Below are 16,297 nucleotides of genomic sequence, written 5' to 3'. Positions count from 1 at the left end.
TTAGATCACAACCGGCGGAGCTGACGCCAAAACGAAAAACAGTCACCGACTTAAGCCGCGGCAAATGATCCACATCGCCCGACCATTCGTATTTTGAATGTCTAGACACTTGGGAGGCGGACAATGCGTAACTCAATTCTTTCTGCTGTAGTCATTGGAACAATAGCGTTCTCAAGCCCGGCGCTGGCGGAAATACGTGTGGAATTCATTGAGGGCGCCCCGAAAGATCGCTTCGTATTCACGAACTTCAGCGATTGCGATATTGGCGCTGGCATCTTCAAAATCGATTTCACAAATTCGAATGCAGGGTTGATCTTTGATGTTTCAGGATCAGGCGCGGGAGTTGAAGTTTTCCAACCTTTCGAGCTGACGTCCGGGGCAGAATTTTTGACCACACTCCCCATAATTTCAGACGGGGATCAACTCGCAGTTCTGGATATTTCGGGCCTGAAAACGAACGCGTCGATAGCGTTCACCATCGATGTTGACGATACACTTGGCGCACGTGCGATCACTGTCTCTGATAGCGAGATAAGCGGGACCACCGTCAGCTTCCAATCAGAGAGCACCACAGTTTCAACGGTCATGGAGGAAGAGGCTGAGGTAAAGCTGAGCCTGCAAGAATGTGACGCTTAGAGGTTGGTTAAAGCGGACCTGACGCCTCACCGCCCATTCGACGCGTGGATCTGAGCAGATGTCACAATCCCCATGCATTGTCTGGTTTAAGCGCGACTTGCGCGTTCACGATCATGCGCCACTGTTGGCGGCATCTCAGTCAGGGCGCCCAGTGATCCCGCTATACATTGTAGAGCCGGACTACTGGCAACAGCCGTTTGCGTCACGGCGTCATTGGCATTTTATCCACGATTGTTTGGTCGACCTGAACAAGGCGCTTTCGGTTCTGGGGCAGCCACTTGTCGTGAAGGCTGGTGATGCATGCGAGGTCTTTGGCAAGTTGTTTCGAGATTTCGGGGTCGCCGAAGTCTTTGCGCATGAAGAATCCGGGAACGGTTGGACCTACGCGCGAGATATTTCCGTAGCTCGGCTTTGCGCAGATCATGGGATCAAGTTTCGCGAATTTCCATCCAACGGTGTCGTGCGCAGGCTCAGCAGTCGCGACGACTGGGCAAAAATCAGAAACGCCCGCATGAAAGATGAAATCCTCGCGAAACCCAGCAAACTTGAACCAACAACCGTCAAAACAGATGTGTTGCCAGACAAAGACTCCCCTATTTTTGGCGCGCCGCTTCGCGGCAGAGTGCAACGTGGCGGAAGACTCGCGGCCATCGAAGACTTGCGAAGCTTTTTGATGAACCGATCGCGTCGCTACCTTTCTAACATCTCAGCGCCCGACTCGTCGGAATATCATTGCTCCAGACTTTCTGCGCATCTCGCTTGGGGCACGCTGTCCGTGCGAGAAGTTGTGCAGTCATTTTCGAAGCGTAGCTCTCAGTTATCTCCCATGGAGAAACCGATCTATGGTCGAAACTACAGCGCTTTTGGCTCTCGGCTCGCTTGGCGTTGTCATTTCGTCCAAAAAATCGAAGACCAGCCTTCTATCGAAACGAAATGCATGCACCCTGCATTCGAAGGATTGCGCGAGCACGCACACAACGAAACTCATTTCAAGGCCTGGGCATCAGGGCAGACCGGGTTCCCGTTCATAGACGCCTGTATGCGCAATCTCATTTCTGAGGGCTGGATCACCTTCCGTATGCGTGCCATGTTAGTGAGCTTTGCCAGCTATCAGTTGTGGCTAGATTGGCGCGTGGTTGGCCATTTCCTTGCAAGAGTATTCACCGACTACGAACCTGGGATCCACTATAGTCAGCTCCAAATGCAGTCGGGTGTGACAGGGATCAATGCCATTCGCGTTTACAACCCCGTGAAGCAATCCAAAGAACATGACCCAACGGGTGCCTTTATCAGAAAGTGGGTCCCGGAAATGGAAGCGGTGCCAGACGAATTCATTCACACACCATGGACGTGGGATCGAACTTTGTTCGAAGATGACACGTTCAAGTTAGGAAGAGACTATCCTCACCGCATCGTGGACCATGAAGTCGCAGCGAAAGAAGCCAAGAAGCGTATTTTCGAAATTCGCAAACAGGACGGTTTTCGAACGTCTTCTGCCGCGGTCTATCAAAAATTGGGAAGCCGCAGTCGTTCTAGTAAGCGGGTAATGCTCAATAACGAGGAAGATAAACAATTTAAGTTGTTCTAATGGCGGGAAACTAGCGCAGAAATTCCTAGCAAGAAACTCCGTAAAGGCCCGATTGTCGGTATCCTAAGGAGTATTGCAAGCCGGAAGTGTTGGCGGAGACGAAGTCTGTCATGCGACTCACTTGAAGCAAAAATAAAAAAATAAAAGCAATGGCTTAATAGATGCTCTTGACGTACCACAAGTTGCCGCCACGCGAGACAATGAACCCTACAATCGGGGGGATCTCCCCTACGTGTTTGGAGCTAAAATGGAGAGAAAACTAAAAACGAAGCCGATTTAGCAATAAATCGATTCAACTCTCCAGAACGTTGAAGCCTTGAGCTTTCAAGGTAATTCCAATTTGGATCGCAGGAGACAACTCAGTGAAACAGCTCTGGCGTACTGGGGCTCATCGCATCAAGTCACGGACTCGATCACGCCGGTGTGATATGCGGAAACCGGCCGAAAATGGACGCAGGCATGAGCGGCGGCAAATAGCAGCATAATGAACCTGATCCTTTAAAACCCAAATCGACCTGGCGTTTGGGTCTAGCTCGGCTCTGTCCATTTCGGCGCTCGGCCTACGTGTTCGATCAAGAAATCAATGAGCGCGCGCACTTTGGCGGAAACGACGTTGCTCTTAGGATAAATTAGCCAGAGCGACGGAGTGTCAGCTACTTCATAGTCGGGCAATACACGCAAAAGCGTCCCGTCTTTGAGCGCATCGTGAACCAACCACATTGAATTAATGGAAATACCAGCGCCTTCGAGAGTTATTCGCTTCTGGGTCGCGCCGTCATTCAAAAGGAGCCGACCGACGGCATGTCTGGGATCAAATTTGGCTGAGCGACCATCCGATGGGGGCACGCCAACCTAGCGCCCTATGTTTTTGACTATCTTTTGGTACATGGCCAAAAGTTCCCGCTCGTCTATGCACGCGATCGCCAAGTTTTATCTTCTGAGGCGCTTAGTAAACTAACACTTGCTCTTCGGCGATACCGCAACACTGGTTCGCAACATGACAATGAGGTGCATTGCGAGAAACAAGCGTTCCTACCCTGCCAATCGTTTTCGCTGGGCGTCACGGATCAACGCAGCCAGCCGATAGAAGCCATGCGCCATCTTAGTGAACGGCGTCAGAAGGAAAAACGCCAGCACCGCACCCAAGTGCACCGCCAAAAGAGCGGGCATGGCAGCTGTTCCACTTAATGCGTAGAGCACCAATCCCGAAAAGCCGACAAATCCCAAGAGTGCGATGAAGGCTATGTCTCCGCCCCAGGCTTGGGTATCTCCCAGTTCTCGATCTGATTTCAATTTCAGCGCCACCATACCGATGCAGCCCACTGTTAACAGCAAACCGCCCGAGATGCCGAAGAGCTTTGGCAAGGAAAACAGCGGATACGGCGCAGGCATGTCAAAGAAATAGTGCATAAGCGTAGCCACCGAGGTGGACGCAAAACACAACAAGAAACCGTACATAATCGCCTGATGAACGTGGCGACGGCCCTGGCTGAAACGGTCCTCATCCTCAAAGTTGCAGCCTTCTCCATGTCCTGCCGCAAGATCCTGCATCTTGACCGCTCGACCAAAAGCGCCGGTGATGTCGCCTAGCGCAATGCGCTGCCCCCCTACCTCGCGCCAGAAACGCCTTATACCGACGGCGATACTTACCAGCGGCAGCAAAAACGCAGGTGCAAAAATTGCGACCATGGCGTTATGCGACAACACGGCGTAGAACCCTTCTCCACCTGCTGAGCCAATCGCCTTGATAGCCGCAAAGAGCAGCGCAAATCCGACAACTAAAGCCAAGATGATTGCCCCGCCGTGCGTGTGAAACTTACGTGCCAGCGGTTGCGGCCACGCAAAGCTTTCCCAGCTGTCGCGGCGCACTTCGGCAAGCGCGGCAGGCAGGTTCAAGTCAAACTCATGCGGCGCGGTGTATTGGCAGGCGTAATAGCAGCCGCGACAGTTGTGGCAGAGATTGGCCAATTGAGTGATGTCACCATCGCTGAAAGCGCGGTTTGCGTGCAGCGAAGGAAAGACTGAACAATAGCCTTCGCAATATCGACAGGCGTTGCAGATTTCCGCCTGACGGCGAGCTTCTTGAATGAGATCAGCTTGCATAGGCCGCGGCCTCCTGTCCTGCGATGCGTCCAAAAACTGTTCCGATGGTCATGCCGTAGCCGGCCAAATACCCTTGTCCCAGAATGGAACCAGCCATGGTTTCCCCTGCAGCCCAGAGGTTTTTGATCGGCCCCTTTTCGGTGCTGCACTGGGCGTTTTCGTCCACTTTCAAACCCAAGTAAGTGAATGTAACGCCAGTACGCAGGGAATATCCGTAGTACGGAGGTTCATTGATTGGCCGTGCCCAATTCGTTTTTGCAGGCGTCAAACCTGAGGTTGCCACACCGTCCAATTCTGTTGGATGGAAGGCTGATGTGTCGCCGCAGGCCGCGTTGAACTCTTCTACCGTGGAATTGAGCGTGGCGCCGTCGATCCCCATCATCTCGGCGAGACCTTCCAATGTATCTGCTTTGAGAGGCGGGAAGACTGACGGCATGAACAAGTTGATCGACTTACTATCAATCACCACATGGCCGACCTGATCGGGCTGCGCCGCAACCAGACGGCCCCATATCGCATACCGCTTGGGCCAGACGTCTTCGCCTTCGTCATAAAACCGTTCGGCATTTTTGTTCACAACGATCGAAAATGGTACACAGTCCAGCCGGGTCACGATCCCGCCGTCGAATTTCGGCGCGCGCCCGTCAATGGCCACAGCATGGCATTGATCCGCATCACCGACTTGATTTACCCCTTGCTCCAAAAGGTCTGCCAGCACGACACCCCGGTTGTAGGGTGTTCCCCGGATCAGAAAGTTTTTTGCCGCTGGTCCCCAGGCTCGCGTCAGCCAGTCTGTGTCAGCTTGAAAGCCGCCAGAGGCCACAACGACAGACCTGGGAGTAGTTCGGTGAGATTGGCCACCATAGGTGTAGTCGACCCACGCGATTTGATCACCGTCAAGCTCCAAGTGTGTGACAGCCGCTTCATAAAGAACATCTACACCCAGATTAGCGGCTGTTCGGTAGTACGCATTCACAAGGCTTTTTCCGCCGCCCATGAAAAACGCATTGGTGCGCGCCAGAGATAAAGTTCCAGACAACGAGGGCTGAAAGCGCACACCATGCTCTTCCATCCAAGGCAAACACTCTTCGGATTTGCGGATTGCTAGACGCGCGAGTTTTTCGTCGGTTTTTCCCTTGGTAACCTTCATCAAGTCTTCGAAGTATTCCTCCTCGCCGTAGTCATCGACAAGCGGCCCAAGCGGGCCTTTATGCATACAGCGGAAGTTACGCGTGTGTCTGGAATTGCCGCCACGATAAGATTTGGGAGCAGACTCAAGGATAAGCACTTTGGCACCCGCCTCGGCCGCGGTCATGGCTGCGCAAAGAGCTGCATTTCCGCCACCAATCACTGCTATATCATACTGTGTCATGATCTTATTCCTCTGATGCCAAACGGGGTACTTCAGCAGTGTTAATTTGACAAATTCCGATAACTGAGAAATTAATGCTTTATGAGCATCAATTATGACTTTGGCGACTTGGAAGCCTTCTTGGCGGTTAAAGACACAGGCTCCTTCCATAAGGCCGGTACCAAGCTAAACCTGTCTCAATCCGCCATTACACGTCGAATTCGTAAGCTTGAGGATGCGCTGGACAGTCAGCTTTTTGTTCGTACAACCCGTAGTGTGAAGCCGACTTTAGCGGCCAAAAGACTGCAAGCTCGTGCTGAAGCTATGCTGGAAGATGCGCGCGAAACGTCCGAAGCAATGCGTGACGAAAGCGTCGCTTTCGCGCATCAACGCAACGCGCTCATAACCGTCGCGGTTATACCCACGGTCATCGAAAGAATAGTTCTTCCGGCGCTTCAACAGTTTCGAGACGACGGTTATTCCGCCCGTGTGCGCATTCTGGATTTGGCAACCAACGAAGTCGCAGACGCCGTCGCGGAAGGAGAGGCGGACTTTGGTATCTCCTCAATACCTTCGCTTGAAGCGACGACACAGTTTGAACCTCTGTTTGAAGAACAAATTGTCGTGGCGCTTCCTAAAAATCATCCTTTGGCTGACAGCCACGAGATAGGTTGGAACGACCTGCGAGAGCTTTCTCTCATACTTCCGTCTCGCGGAACAGGAAACCGAGTGCTCATCGACGAAGCCTTGGCCCGCGCCAGACAAAAAGTGACGTGGAGTTTTGAAGTGGTGCGAACCGCCACGTCTCTGGAAATGGTTAGAAACGGTCTAGGCGCTGCTTTGATCCCAGAGTCGGCTATGGTGGGTGCCGAAGTGGTTGGCATCCCTTTAAAAGACGCGAGCCTTAAGCGCAGCATCGGCATTCTGCGGCGGACAAACCACGTTGAAACTTCAAACGTGAAAGCCCTCATGAAAGCTGTGAAGCATATCACAGAGTGACCAATGTCCGCCCTGGGATTTGATCCACGATGGCATATCCGCTGATGTGCTTTAGCGGGATTTGAGTTCGCCTTATGACCCCACCTCGATTGCGCCTATGAGTGCGGATGTGAAGTCTTGCGTCGTTGCCGTCCCGCCTAAATCCCGTGTCCGCGTGTGAGGCAGGGTTTTTGCGATCGCAGTCTCAATGACCTCCGAGGCACGCGCCTCACCAAGGTGACGCAACAGCATGGCGAGCGACAGGATGAGGGAAATTGGGTTCGCAATCCCCTGATCAGCGATGTCGGGCGCAGATCCATGCTGTGCCTGAGCAACTGCAAAACGAGGCCCGAGGTTTAGCGAACCTGCGACGCCCAGGCCACCGGAGAGCTCTGAGGCTAAATCCGACAGAATGTCTCCGAACATGTTGGTTGTTACAATCACTCCGAAGGCCGCTGGATTTCGAACGAGATGTGCAGCGGCTGCGTCCACCAACAACTCATCGTAGGTGATGGCGGGATAGTCATTCGCTACAGCGCGGCAGCATTCGAGGAACAATCCGTCCGAAATCCGCATCACGTTGGCCTTGTGCACGGCGGTGACCCTAGAAAACCCATTTTGTTCCGCGTGCATAAATGCCTCCTCAGCAATGCGGGTGGATGCCCCTCGAGTGATCTTCCGAAAAGCGAGTGCTGTATCAGGTTCGGGCATGAATTCACCGGGGCCTTGATACATGTTTCGATCTGCATAGAACCCTTCAAGGTTTTCGCGCATGACAGTCAGGTGAAATGCTTGAGTTGAGAGCCGCGGCACGCCCTCCCAAATCCGAGCTGGCCGGACGTTGGCATAAAGATCCAGGTCCTTGCGCAACGTCCCAGAGGGGTTGAGCCCGCCCTGTTCTGCAGGGGGATAGGCGTTGTGCGACACAGGCCCCAAGACAACGCCGTCCGCCTCTTTTGCGGCAGCACGCACGGAGTCTGGAATTGTGCAACCGCTGGCTTCTAGCGCGCGGAATCCGATATCAGCTTCTGTCACAGTGATCGCCCGATCGCAGACAGGCGTCACCGCAGAAAGCACAGTTTTCGTGGCCGCCGTAATCTCTGGACCGATCCCATCCCCAGCAAGGAAGAGAAGTCGCAAAGGCGATGAGGTGTTAGATTGAAGCATAGGCAGGGCCTTTCTGAAACTTGTTGCCTTTCTTCGTTGTTATTCTCGGCGCTCCCTGAACCGCGCGATTGTTTAGTGCAAAACCTCAGGATTGATCATATTCAATGGTGCTCCGTTTTCGAACGCCTTCACTTGCCTAAAAATATCGTCGAACTGAACGTTTAACTCGTCCTCGGTGACGAACCCAATGTGAGGAGTAGCAGTGACCTTTGGGTGTGCCGCCAATGGATCATCTGCCCAGGTGATCGGTTCTTGGTCAAAGACATCCAGCGCTGCAAATCCTGGTTTGCCTGCGTTTAGAGCATTCACCAAAGCATCAGGTTCCACGAGCCCAGCGCGCGATGTGTTCACAAAAACGGCTGTCTCACGCATGGCAGCAAGATCCTGAGCGGTGATGAGGCCACGTGTTTCTGGCTTTAGCCTCACGTGAATTGATACCAAATCCGCTTGGGCAAAGAACGCCTCGCGGCTCGCGGCCAACTTACGCCCGTCTGAGGCCGCCCGAGCGCGCCCGTCGTCAGAGCCCCACCAGACAACGTTCATTCCAAAGGCTTCGGCATAACCTGCAACCACCTTTGCAATGCGACCATAGCCGTAGAGACCCAATGTACGGCCATGCAGCGTTTTGCCGACGCCTATTTGCCAATTGCCTTCCCGCAGACTTTGCATCTGTTGTGGGAGCTGGCGCATGGCGGCCATGATCAAGGCCCAGGTATGTTCCGCCGCGGCATAGGGGGGCGTTCCCCCCTTCATGTTTGAGCACAGTAGAACGCCATTCTTCGTGCAGGCCTCAACATCCACATGAGGAAAAACTGATCGCTGGGATATCAGCCTTAACTTAGGCAAACTCGCCAAAAGTCCTGCGGTGATGGGGGTACGTTCTCGGAAAAGTGTGATCGCGTCGAACTCGGCGAGGCGCTTAGCCAAACGAGCTTCATCAGGCTCGTGATCCGTGAACACGGTGACGTCCATTCCCTGCAGGTGTTCATAGCAAGGTAGATGCCTAAGCGTGTCAAACCAATCGTCTAGAACCGCGACTTTCATTGACCGTCCCAAACGTCTTTGGGCACAAAGACATGACCGTCTGCCAGCTTGCGACAGGTGCGGATGATACCCGTCGATTGATGCTGAAACCCGCCCTGCCCCTCGGTATAATCTACGATGACATCCATGCTGCCCATCGGATGCTCCAACTGGATTGTGATAGGCGGCTCGCCCTGAACTTCCAGCATACCATCGGCAATCGTACCCTTGGCAAGCGCACAGGAGGCCAGACATTGGCTACCCGTTACTGCCATTGTGGGATGTGTGTTCCAAGGCATGAAATAGCGCGTGCGAATGGTGTTTGGCGCATCGGACGGGGCCAAAAGGCCGAACTTAGGTGTGACGGATTTTGTGCAATCTCCCATGCCCATGAGCTCTCCGGCCTTGAGGCGGATCGCTTCCATCTTGGCAAAGAACGCTTTGTTTTCGTCAAGTTCTGCGACGGTCTCTGTTGCCGTCAGGCCAAAGTCGGCCGCGCGCGCGATCACCATAGGCATCGCGACATCCATGCAGGTAACTTCTATACCGTCGATCACATCGATCAGATTGCCCGTTGGCAGGAACTTGTTGGTCAGCGATCCGGCGACCTCAAGGAAATTGAGCGCGACAGGTGCAGCGGAGCCCGGCACGCCGTCGATTTGCGCCAGTCCATCATAGGAAATCTGCCCACCCGGTGTTTGAACCACAGCTTTCGTTTTGGATTCTGTGTTCACGGCCCGAATATTGACGACGGTCTCGCCCTCGGTTGGGGCCACCAACCCCATTTCGATCGCCGCCGAAGCCACGCCCGCGAGTATATTTCCACAGGACGGTTTGAAATCGACCAAGCCATCCAACACGCTGACCTGCGCGAAGAAGTAGTCAACGTCGGCCCATGTGTCTTCAGACTTGGACAGCATCGCCACCTTAGTGGTCACCGCATTACCGCCCCCGATGCCGTCAATATTCAACTGATGCCCAGAGCCGAGCAAGGACACCAATACATTTGCAAGCGTGTCCCGATCCTTGGGAAGGTCTGTTGCGTTAAAGTAAGGGCCGCGCGAGGAGCCGCCGCGCATGAACACAAATGGAATAGCTGTCTGGCTCATCTCAACCTCACGTAAATGGCCAAGGCAGATCGAAGTAGCTCTGCAAAAGTCCGGGTGGGAAATCGCGGTTTAGCAGCCATGCCATGAACATCATGAAGAGGATGCCGCAGACCGCGTAGATCAGGCTGAAGACCCATCCCATTCCGGCGCGCAACCGCATGAAACTGATCAGGAAAACGGCGAGTGCGATGATGAAACCGGTGAGCGATGTCAGGATCAAGAGCCCGGCAAACCACGCCAGCGTTTGCCACAGACCATAGGCACGGACCTCGCCATTGCGCTCACGATCCGCGAACAGGGCATCGCTTTCTGGACGACGCATCATCTGCACAAGCAAGATCAAGGCGCCCACCATCGTCACGGCTCCGACAAAGAACGGGAACACGCGGTCGGTGGCTGCATAATCCGGGATCGAGCCCACATCGATCAGCGCATAAGCAAGGAACGCGATCACGGCCAAAAGGAACATCAGCGGTGCTCGTTTACCTCCTGACGGAACATCGCCTTCTGCCATGATGCTTTTGGCTTGGCGCAGCCCGACCACCACAGAGACGACCGTGATGATCAAAAGGATGATAACTATTGGGGAGGCGATATAGGACATGCCTGCCTCAAACCCTGACCGGAACTTGATCCCCGCGATTTGGTTGGCGTTGTTGGAGTAATTCTCGACTGGATTGGACAGCACAAAACCGATCAGAAACGCGGGGCGAGACCAATCGAAACGGCGCATCAGCAAGCCAAGGAAACCAATGGCAAAGAGCGCCACGAGGTCCATCAGGTTTTGCCCAGACTGGAACGCCGCGAACGAAATGATCATAAAGATGAACGGCGCAAGCAACGCAAAGCGGATGTTCGTCAGCCGCGCGATCTGCCCCGAGAGCAGGATGCACATCACCGTGCCCACCACATTCGCGAGCGCAAGCAGCCAAACGATGGAATAGGTGAAGTCGAGGTTATTCTCCAAGAGGCTTGGACCCACGTCGATCCCCGACCCCAACAAGGCAAGCGCACCGATGAAGATCGCCATGGATCCAGAGCCCGGGATACCAAACAGTAGTGTCGGTACGAGTCCCCCGCCCTCTTTGGCATTGTTGGAACTTTCAGGCGCGACAACCCCGCGGATTTCACCTTTGCCAAAGTTGGATTTGTCAGGCGTTGATTGAACCGCGTGGCCGTAGGCGATCCAGTCCACCACAGAGCCACCAAGCCCCGGAATAACGCCAACGATCACCCCAATGATGGAACAGCGCATCGAGAGCCATTTATTGGCCCACCAATCCTTGATGCCATCCAGCCAACCACCGCCCAGCGCAGGCGTTTCTGAAATCGCGCGGTCTTTGCGCAAGAGGGCGACGATCTCTGGGACGGCGAAAATGCCCAAGCCAACAATGACCAGTTTCAACCCGTCCGTCAGATAGGGAAAGTCATAGCTCGACATGCGCAACTCGCCGTTGAACGGGCCTTCCCCGATAGTGCCAATCAACATGCCCAATCCGGCGGCAACGATCCCCTTTATCGCCACGCGCCCTGCAAGGATGCCGACCATGGAAAGGCCGAAAATGGAGATCATCAAGAGCTCAGGTGACTTGAACAGCAGAACGACCGGCCGCGCGACGAGGATAAAGACTGTCAGGAAAGCAGCACCCACAAGCCCACCGAACAGCGACGAGGCAAAGGCCGCCGATAGCGCGCGCGCGGCTTGACCACGTTTGGCCATGGGAAAGCCGTCCAGAACCGTGGCCTGAGACGCCGACGATCCGGGAATACCCATCAAGACAGAGGCAAACGTGTCAGACGTCGGCACTACGGCGACCATCCCGATCATCAGCGCAAGACCGAGGATCGGGTCCATGCCAAACATAAACGGCAACAGCAAAGACAAGCCCGCGATGCCCCCCAAACCGGGGAACACGCCAATGGCCAGCCCCATCATCACGCCCACCACAAGATAGCCAAAGACGATGGGTTGCAAGATGAGCCCCCATGCCTGACCGAGCGCGGGGAGTGCGTCTAAAAAAATGTCCATGAGGGTTACTCGCTTTGCTTAATCAAGTGCCCCGCCGCAATCAGCGGGACACTCGGAAAGCAAATCGGGCTTAGTTCAGCGAAACCCCGAAGTCGTCTTTCAGCCAGTTGACCACGAAGTCTTTGGCAGTGTCGTCAACCGTGATCGCTGTGGCCAGTGCGGCTTCTGCACCTTCACCGACATACATTGGGTATTTACCCAGACGCGCGGCAGAGATTTCGGCGAAATCATCACGTGCCCGGATTTTTGCGAAGGCATTCGCGAAGGTATCTACGATCTCTTGATCTGTGCCTGCAGGCAGGAATGCGATCTTTTGGCTTGGGAAGCCTGCAACGAAGAAGGCCTTCCATGCATCCCACTCAGGACCAGAGGTTTCACACCCATCCGTCGCTTCGCAAACCTCTTTAAAGGTCGGCATGTCTGGGAATGTTGGGTCACGCACAATAGAACCATCGGCGGCCAAAGAGCCCCAGGACATCATTGGAACCGCTTTACCTGCCTCAACGAGCTCCATAGACCCTTTCAGGTACCCGGACGAGGTCTGATAGTCGATGGTAGCTTCGCCGCTTTCAAACATCTTGCGGCCATCGCCACGACCTTTGATGCCCAGTACGTGTTCGACGTTCATGCCCAGCATTTTCCACGCAAGCGCCGGGATCAGGTCAAGGCGAGTTGCACCCTGGTTGCCGTAGATGAATGTCATGTCCTGTAGATTGTTGGCAGAACCATCAAACTTTGCACCTGCTTCAGCGTTCAAGTAGGCAACACCGCCGGTGCCGGTCGCCATCACAGGCTCCCAGTCGTTGTACTCATAGCGCACACGGGGATCGCCAAGCAGATATGGGAACTGCGTAGAGCCCGAAGAGCCAAACATCACGGTACCGTCGCCGTTGGTTTGCTCCTGGAACCAGTTCGCGCCTTTGGTAGAGCCTGCACCTGGCATGAATTTTACGACAACCGTCGGATTGCCAGGCAGCGCTTCAGACAGAAGCGGCGCAAAGAAGTTTGCCCATTTAGCAGAACCGCCGGTCTCCGAGAATGGAATGGTCCACTCGATAGTTTTGCCGGACATGTCCACATCAGCTTGTGCGGGTGCCACCAAAGCAGCGGTCGCAATCATCGCCGCAGCAACGCGCTGCGTGAATTTGAATTTCGTCATTCTTTCCTCCCAAATTGACCCTTCAGGTCAATACTCCAACAGGCTTTGGCCTCTTGATTCTTCCAACATAACCGTGAAAGCTTGCATTAAGCTTTCGTAAGTAGTTCAGGCCCATGAGAATCGTAATTATTGAAGATAATCAAACGCTTGCAGAAGGAATGGGGCATGTTCTCAGAGATGACGGGCACTCTGTAGACATTCTTTTTGACGGCCAGGAAGGTCTGGATTTTCTCAAAACCGAAGACGCCCCGGACCTGATTATTCTGGATATCAATCTGCCGTCAGTAGATGGTCTTTCACTCATTTCGACGCTCCGCAAAGGAGGCCTAAACACACCATGCATTTGCCTGTCCGCTCTGGGTGAAACCGACGACCGGATTGCAGGGCTGGACGCTGGCGGTGATGACTATCTGGTGAAACCTTTTGAGATGGCCGAACTGAAAGCACGCATCAGAGCTCTTATGCGGCGAAGGCCAAGCACGGCACGTCAGGACGAGGCGTTCGGACGCCTAAACTATGATCGTGCGACACGCCTTCTTAGCCACGACGGGCAGCCCTTGGCGCTTCCCAAAAAGGAGCTTGCCACATTCGAGTGTCTTTACGATCGCGTGGACCAAATGGTGTCAAAGGCGACACTCGCCAGTCACCTCTATGGAACCGGAGCTGATGTCGAAGAAAAGGTCGTCGAGGTCTATATTTCGCGCCTTCGCAAGCGTCTGTCTGCCTTTGGCATAGAGATCCATACCGCTCGGGGCCTTGGCTACATGATCAAGGAGAGTTCCTCTTGATTTTGCGCGGGTCTCTTCGCCTCAGGCTTCTTGCGTTGATCCTGCTGCCCCTGGCTGTGATTTCTTTATTTGCGATGCTGTGGCGCTATTCCGAGGCGCGCACAACGGCACAAGAGATCTTCGATCGAAATCTATTGTTGATGGGTTTTGCTGTTGCCAGAGATGTCGCACTTTCAGGTGGCGACACGCTTGCACCAAGCACGCAAGCCGTTTTCAAAGACGCAAGCGGAGGCGATGTTTTCTATCACGTCTACGGACCTGACGGCAGTTTTGTCACCGGGTACTCTTCGCCCCCGACGACAAGCCTTTCTTCGCCATCATCGGACGAACCCATTCAGCAATATGATGCGACACACCAAGGTGTCCCGGTTCGCGTTGCACGGCTGTTTGAAGAAGCCTCAGTTGACGGCATCGAAGGCAATACCGTCGTCACGGTCTGGCAGCGATTGGATCAACGAGACGCATTTGTTCAGCAAACGGGACGCCGGGCAATCGCCGTCGTTCTTTTGCTGCTTGGGTCAGTCGCAATGCTCGTATTATTCGGGGTGGGTATCGGCCTTAGGCCGCTGAATGAACTCGAGGACGCTATTCAAAAGCGGAGTGGAGCCGACCTCAGCCCAATTCTGAGGCAAGTTCCGGAGGAGACAAAAGGCATTGTTGCGCGCCTGAATTCGCTTTTTGCTAAAGTGACCGAGGCCCAAGAAGCGCAACAGCGGTTTGTGTCACTTGCGGCGCATCAACTTCGAAATCCTGTCGCCGCTATTCATACAATGGCTGAAGCCACACAAAATGCTCAGACTCTGCAAGAAAGCAAAAGCCGAGCGGACACACTTGTCGAAGGAACCCGCAATGCCGTGCGGTTGACCAATCAGCTCCTGTCATTTGAGCGTGTCAAAGGCGGCATTCCAAAGTTCGAGGTGGTCGACCTTTCTGACTTGCTACAAAGTGTTGCCCAAACAATCGCCCCCAAAGCCAGCAGAGCCGGAGTAGACCTAGAAATCGTAATGGAAAATGGACCGCCCTCTTGTCTCGGCGACCAAACACTCCTTCGCGAAGCACTTATCAACCTCGTAGAGAACGCCTTGCTTCATGGCGGGAAAAACATCAGCTACATCCGCGTGAGCGTCGAGAAAACGGCCGCGGAAATCTGGCTGACGGTGGAGAATGATGGAAATGCAATCGATCCAAGTGATCGACAAAGGATCTTTGATAGATTTTCGCAAGCGTCGCATGACACGGGGGCTGGATTGGGGTTATCCATCGCAAGTGAAATCGCCAAATTACACAGTGGAGCGCTAGAGCTTGATAATTTGCAGCCGGTTCGATTCATCTTGAGAATTGGTCGGCAGAGCAGGTAAAACTTCTTACCCGCAATTTGTAATCCTGCATTCTTGCTCGATGATCTATTTTGGTGGTCTTGGCGCTGTTGTTATTTGTTCGCGTCCAACTTTCCATGAATTCATCTTAGATGTTAACAACAAAACTTTGAGGGAGTTGCCCTGACCTGCAGCAATGAAACAAGACTTCAATTTGAACGCATAAGAGATTTTGGTTCAAAAATGTTCGAACAGGTCTCACACGTTAAATCCTTTTTTCAAACCAGAGAAAGCCTTCGCTGGATAGTTGTAGCAACCACTAGCACCTTGACCACAGACTTGACGCTTCCTTGACCAAATCTGATAGTCTTGTAAAAACAGGGCGTTGCGACTGTTGGGGGGCAAAACGTTGTGTTGCAAAGTTTGGCAGCTTACAAATCAAATAGTGCAATCAAACTAATCCAATCGATTTAAATCTAGTTGCCGCTGGGCTAATCCGGTAAAATAGTTGTGCTAGCCTGACTTATCGTCCTCTGTCAGGCTACTTTGAGCTAAAGTGGCTGCGAGATTAGCCCCCATCTCGCTGGCATAGTCAGCCAATAAAGCAGCAAAACCCGCCGCCTTCGTTTGTTCTTTAGTGTTTTTTACTCCCATCCAGCCTGTGAATGCAGGATAGGGTCTGGTTACATTTTCGCAAAGACGAGCGGCGATTTTGACCCCATCGCTTTCAGGGTCGCACAAAAGGTATTTAAGTCCGTAGGTTGGGGCCACCGATTTGAGATTTCTTTAAACGGGTTCAAGGAATTGGTGACCGCATTTTTAACGCCTGATGTGGGCCGGCGACTGCGTTCAAAGGTTCGGGACACAACGTCCGCTTTCTGCTAGTGAATATAGCATTTTGCACCGGCAGCGAATGTCGGCTTTCCGCCGATTCTGTGGAAAAACAACGTGTTGCTGACGCAGAAAGCGCGGTGCTGAACATAGCGCGAGCGCCTTTTCTATCAGGCTTTGCGCGTTTGCTGCGGTGCGGGAAAGATCTTTGCCAGTTTG

At 53.6% G+C, this 16,297-nt stretch carries 15 protein-coding genes; 5 read left to right on the top strand and 10 right to left on the bottom strand.

Annotated features, from left to right (window positions below; all coding sequences use genetic code 11):
* The first annotated feature begins 123 nt into the window (after positions 1 to 123).
* Entirely contained in the window at positions 124 to 636 is a 513-nt protein-coding gene (locus tag WG622_RS12850; RefSeq protein ID WP_339403967.1) for an aggregation factor core, read from the top strand.
* A 58-nt stretch (positions 637 to 694) separates the two neighbouring features.
* Positions 695 to 2,224, top strand: coding sequence for an FAD-binding domain-containing protein (locus WG622_RS12845; RefSeq protein ID WP_339403966.1), 1,530 nt, complete (start codon positions 695 to 697; stop codon positions 2,222 to 2,224).
* Between the two features lie 528 nt (positions 2,225 to 2,752).
* On the opposite strand, the gene WG622_RS19240 is transcribed toward WG622_RS12845, so the two are convergent.
* The 3 genes from WG622_RS19240 to tcuA form a co-directional block, all read right to left on the bottom strand.
* Positions 2,753 to 3,070, bottom strand: a complete 318-nt coding sequence (locus WG622_RS19240) for a LysR substrate-binding domain-containing protein (protein WP_369077073.1) — start codon at positions 3,068 to 3,070, stop codon at positions 2,753 to 2,755.
* A gap of 186 nt (positions 3,071 to 3,256) precedes the next feature.
* Positions 3,257 to 4,327 (bottom strand): tricarballylate utilization 4Fe-4S protein TcuB, encoded by a 1,071-nt coding sequence (tcuB, locus tag WG622_RS12840; protein ID WP_339403965.1) that lies wholly within the window; start codon positions 4,325 to 4,327, stop codon positions 3,257 to 3,259.
* Entirely contained in the window at positions 4,317 to 5,699 is a 1,383-nt protein-coding gene (gene tcuA, locus WG622_RS12835; RefSeq protein WP_339403964.1) for an FAD-dependent tricarballylate dehydrogenase TcuA, read from the bottom strand. Before tcuA ends, tcuB begins: the two co-directional genes overlap by 11 nt.
* 81 nt (positions 5,700 to 5,780) lie before the next feature.
* Here tcuA and WG622_RS12830 point away from each other — a divergent pair, with 81 nt between their 5' ends.
* Entirely contained in the window at positions 5,781 to 6,677 is an 897-nt protein-coding gene (locus WG622_RS12830) for a LysR family transcriptional regulator (protein WP_339403963.1), read from the top strand.
* Positions 6,678 to 6,749: 72 nt separating this feature from the next.
* Here WG622_RS12830 and WG622_RS12825 read toward each other — a convergent pair whose 3' ends face one another.
* The 5 genes from WG622_RS12825 to WG622_RS12805 all read right to left on the bottom strand — a co-directional run bounded on the left by WG622_RS12825 (position 6,750) and on the right by WG622_RS12805 (position 13,143).
* A complete protein-coding gene (locus WG622_RS12825) occupies positions 6,750 to 7,823 on the bottom strand; it encodes an isocitrate/isopropylmalate dehydrogenase family protein (protein ID WP_339403962.1) in 1,074 nt (357 codons plus the stop codon).
* Positions 7,824 to 7,895: 72 nt separating this feature from the next.
* Positions 7,896 to 8,867: a D-2-hydroxyacid dehydrogenase family protein gene (locus WG622_RS12820; RefSeq protein WP_339403961.1), complete on the bottom strand. Its 972-nt coding sequence runs from the start codon at positions 8,865 to 8,867 to the stop codon at positions 7,896 to 7,898.
* Positions 8,864 to 9,955: a 4-oxalomesaconate tautomerase gene (locus WG622_RS12815; RefSeq protein WP_339403960.1), complete on the bottom strand. Its 1,092-nt coding sequence runs from the start codon at positions 9,953 to 9,955 to the stop codon at positions 8,864 to 8,866. The genes WG622_RS12820 and WG622_RS12815 overlap by 4 nt, the downstream gene beginning before the upstream one ends.
* 7 nt (positions 9,956 to 9,962) lie before the next feature.
* A complete protein-coding gene (locus tag WG622_RS12810; RefSeq protein WP_339403959.1) occupies positions 9,963 to 11,984 on the bottom strand; it encodes a tripartite tricarboxylate transporter permease in 2,022 nt (673 codons plus the stop codon).
* A 70-nt stretch (positions 11,985 to 12,054) separates the two neighbouring features.
* Positions 12,055 to 13,143: a tricarboxylate transporter gene (locus tag WG622_RS12805; RefSeq protein ID WP_339403958.1), complete on the bottom strand. Its 1,089-nt coding sequence runs from the start codon at positions 13,141 to 13,143 to the stop codon at positions 12,055 to 12,057.
* A gap of 113 nt (positions 13,144 to 13,256) precedes the next feature.
* Here WG622_RS12805 and WG622_RS12800 point away from each other — a divergent pair, with 113 nt between their 5' ends.
* The gene (locus WG622_RS12800; RefSeq protein WP_339403957.1) at positions 13,257 to 13,931 is read left to right on the top strand and encodes a response regulator transcription factor; all 675 of its coding nucleotides are present in this window, start codon (positions 13,257 to 13,259) and stop codon (positions 13,929 to 13,931) included.
* Positions 13,928 to 15,289, top strand: a complete 1,362-nt coding sequence (locus WG622_RS12795; RefSeq protein ID WP_339403956.1) for a sensor histidine kinase — start codon at positions 13,928 to 13,930, stop codon at positions 15,287 to 15,289. Before WG622_RS12800 ends, WG622_RS12795 begins: the two co-directional genes overlap by 4 nt.
* A 471-nt stretch (positions 15,290 to 15,760) precedes the next feature.
* Here the strand turns inward: WG622_RS12795 and WG622_RS12790 are convergent, their stop codons facing one another.
* Positions 15,761 to 16,018: a hypothetical protein gene (locus WG622_RS12790; protein WP_339403955.1), complete on the bottom strand. Its 258-nt coding sequence runs from the start codon at positions 16,016 to 16,018 to the stop codon at positions 15,761 to 15,763.
* A 78-nt stretch (positions 16,019 to 16,096) separates the two neighbouring features.
* The coding region (locus WG622_RS12785) for a hypothetical protein (protein ID WP_339403954.1) at positions 16,097 to 16,297 on the bottom strand (201 nt) is incomplete at its 5' end.

The sequence above is a fragment of the Cognatishimia coralii genome (assembly GCF_037478305.1).
Taxonomy (GTDB): domain Bacteria; phylum Pseudomonadota; class Alphaproteobacteria; order Rhodobacterales; family Rhodobacteraceae; genus Cognatishimia; species Cognatishimia coralii.
This window is presented reverse-complemented; position numbering and strand designations above follow the sequence as displayed.

Coding starts and splice junctions, on each gene's coding strand:
- WG622_RS12850 (WP_339403967.1), top strand. CDS start 124: ATGCGTAACTCAATTCTTTCTGCTGTAGTCATTGGAACAATAGCGTTC.
- WG622_RS12845 (WP_339403966.1), top strand. CDS start 695: ATGTCACAATCCCCATGCATTGTCTGGTTTAAGCGCGACTTGCGCGTT.
- tcuB (WP_339403965.1), bottom strand. CDS start 4,327: ATGCAAGCTGATCTCATTCAAGAAGCTCGCCGTCAGGCGGAAATCTGC.
- tcuA (WP_339403964.1), bottom strand. CDS start 5,699: ATGACACAGTATGATATAGCAGTGATTGGTGGCGGAAATGCAGCTCTT.
- WG622_RS12830 (WP_339403963.1), top strand. CDS start 5,781: ATGAGCATCAATTATGACTTTGGCGACTTGGAAGCCTTCTTGGCGGTT.
- WG622_RS12825 (WP_339403962.1), bottom strand. CDS start 7,823: ATGCTTCAATCTAACACCTCATCGCCTTTGCGACTTCTCTTCCTTGCT.
- WG622_RS12820 (WP_339403961.1), bottom strand. CDS start 8,867: ATGAAAGTCGCGGTTCTAGACGATTGGTTTGACACGCTTAGGCATCTA.
- WG622_RS12815 (WP_339403960.1), bottom strand. CDS start 9,955: ATGAGCCAGACAGCTATTCCATTTGTGTTCATGCGCGGCGGCTCCTCG.
- WG622_RS12810 (WP_339403959.1), bottom strand. CDS start 11,984: ATGGACATTTTTTTAGACGCACTCCCCGCGCTCGGTCAGGCATGGGGG.
- WG622_RS12805 (WP_339403958.1), bottom strand. CDS start 13,143: ATGACGAAATTCAAATTCACGCAGCGCGTTGCTGCGGCGATGATTGCG.
- WG622_RS12800 (WP_339403957.1), top strand. CDS start 13,257: ATGAGAATCGTAATTATTGAAGATAATCAAACGCTTGCAGAAGGAATG.